General features: G+C 38.2%; 1 protein-coding gene. It reads left to right on the plus strand.

What is annotated here, in order from left to right; genetic code table 11:
- Positions 1 to 250 precede the first annotated feature (250 nt).
- A partial coding sequence (locus tag A9500_RS10955) for an ESPR-type extended signal peptide-containing protein (protein WP_065244301.1) occupies positions 251 to 2,943 on the plus strand: 2,693 nt, incomplete at its 3' end.

Raw genomic sequence — 2,943 nt, forward strand, 5'->3', positions numbered from 1 at the left:
GCAAGCAAGCAAGCAAGCAAACAATACTAGCACTTTCCGCCAGAGGCACAATACCTTTTAAGCTGAGGCGATACGTCTATTCTGCGTTGTGTGAATTTCTTTTTTCAGCAATTCCTTACTCAAATCCATTTCATTTTAAATGAAAACATTATTCTTTAGTCTCGCAGTGTTTTTCAACGTTAAAATACTGCTGGGGTTTACTTTCTATTTTTTATTGTAAACATAAACGAAAAATCAAATCGAGGTTAGTATGAATCATATTTATAGAATTATTTTTAATCGGGCATCTGGTGTTTTTCAAGTCGTCTCTGAACTTGTTAAAGGCAAGGTAAAATCTGCAAAAACATCAGCAAAATTAACCGCACTTTGTATGGCATTAGTAAGTAGTGTGGCTTTGGCAGGTGAATCTTCATCTACACCCGCACCTACTGCTGATAATACTCAGAACGAATTAACAGATTTAAAAGCGAAATATGAAGCCCAACAAACCAAAATAGAGGAACAAGAGAAAAAACTGTCTGTATTAGAAAAATATGTTGGCACAATGCCTTACGAGAAAGTAAAAGATAAAAAAGGTGCGGAAATTAAGAATCCTGAGGATGTCGCTATTGGTGTAGAGGCTAAAGTAGATAGTAGTGGTGGTGTTGCAATTGGCTATAAAACGTATGCTACGAGAAATGCTGTGGCTATAGGCAATAGTGCAAGCACTTACTTGGTTGCAGGTTATAGCGTTGCAATTGGCTATGGTTCTGTTGTTGAAAAAACAGGTGGTATTGCTTTAGGGGGATATGAGACAAAAGCTAAAGCAGCTAATTCAATTTCGATTGGTATATCGAGTATGACTGGTGAACGAGCTGTTCAAGCGGTATCTATTGGGGAAAGTACTAATGCGTTAGGAGTATATTCTACTGCACTAGGCACTCATGCTGGAGCGATAGGCGATGTAACAATGGCACTAGGCTATAATGCTAGAGCGATAGGCGATAGAACAATAGCACTAGGAACCTATGCAAAATCCTACAATTATGCTGGTATCTCCATTGGAGATTTTGCTTTATCTCGTGGAGAAGATACCATTTCTATTGGGAGAAATAGTGAAATTGAAGATGCATCTGATTATTCCATTGCAATGGGTAACGCCGCATACGTTGGTAAAAAACGTTCCCCAGCATCAGGCAGCATTCTTTATGTAGATCATCATACTCTCGTGGCAAATGGTGGTACTGGCGAAACAGGCAGTAACCGTACTGCAGGAGATGATTATATCGTTACCCATCCAGAGCCAGAAAAACGACAAAAGGGCTCAATTGCTATCGGTTTAGGTGCAAAAGGCTATGGCTTCCAAACCATTGCGATAGGTGGCACTGCAGAGGCATCGGGATCAAATTCTTTGGCTATTGGTATTGGTACTGAATCACGAGGACTCTATTCATTAGCCGTTGGTGATCAGGTTGTTGCCTATAAAGATTATTCTTCCGCATTTGGACATTTTTCTAGCGCCCGTGCAGAAAAATCGTTAGCTTTAGGGGCAAATACCGAAATTAACGAGGGCGTAAATGGCGGGGTAGCTTTAGGTTCGGATTCATTTAATAATCGTGATCTTGCTACTATCGGCTATGACATTAGTGAGCAAGCAACAAAACTTGAAATAAATGGCAATAAGAAACAAATGACTTTGTTAGGCGAAGCGGGTAAAAAATATCAGGAATTGCAAGCTGAAATTGATCCTCTGAAAAAGGCTTATGAAAAAGAGCTTCAAAATTATGCTGACTTGGCAGAATTACGCAATACTCTTTACGATTTGCCAAAAAAAGAAGTGGAGGTTAAAGGGTTAGAAACCCGTATAAAGCAGTTGAAAGATGAAAATCAGCCACAAGCTCAGATTGACAAAGCAACTAAATCTTATGAAACAGCTAAAAATGAATTGGAAAAAATGCAGGAAGAATTGACCGCTCTTAAAACTAAAACAGGTATTCAAGCAACAAGCTATGACGAGGCAGCTAAAGTAGAAATTCAAACTAAATTGGATGAAACTAAAACTAAGGCGGATAAAGCCAAATTAGACTTAAATAAAAAAGAACAAGAGCAAAATAAATTAGTTTCAACTTGGAAAGGCACTGCGGGTTCGGTTTCAGTGGGTAATGAAATAACAGGCATAACCCGCCAAATTACTGGCGTAGCCGCAGGTACAGAAGATACAGATGCAGTGAATGTGGCGCAGTTGAAATCCTTAGCTGTAGCAGGTATTCAATTTTCTGCTAATGATTATGATGAGGGTGATTCTAGCGATGAGATGAAAGCTAAGATCATTAAAAAACATATCGGTGGTATTTTACCTATTCAAGGTAAATCAGGCACAGTGTATGGTTCTAGCAATGCTCCTGCAGCAAATTATTCATCAGATAATTTAATTACATTTAATGATAATGGTACGTTGCGTATAGGTATGCTAAAAGCACCGACTTTCTCTAGTATTAATTTAGGTGATACAACTCCAAAAGCATTAACCGTTGATAATGGTGGGAAATTAAATTTTGATGGAAATGAAGTTGTAACTAAAAATAATTTTGGAACTATTTTTAATGAATTATATGAATTCAAAAATGGGCTGAAAACTTCAAAAGAAGGTGATAAAACAGTTGTTAGTTTAGATAAAGATAGTCTTAAAAATGATCCTTCTTTTAAAGGAGATAAAGGTGACACTGGTTTATCAGCCAAAGCCCAATGGTTAGCGGATAATCCAGGTAAAACTGAAACAGACTACGCTGCTGCAATTAAAGGCGAAAAAGGTGATAAAGGTGAAGCAGGTAAATCTGCGAAAGACCAATGGTTAGCTGACAACCCAGGTAAAACTGAAACCGACTACGCTGCTGCAATTAAAGGCGAAAAAGGTGATAAAGGTGAAGCAGGTAAATCTGCGAAAGACCAATGGTTAGCGGATAA

The sequence above is a fragment of the Haemophilus sp. CCUG 60358 genome (assembly GCF_001679485.1).
Classification (GTDB): domain Bacteria; phylum Pseudomonadota; class Gammaproteobacteria; order Enterobacterales; family Pasteurellaceae; genus Haemophilus_D.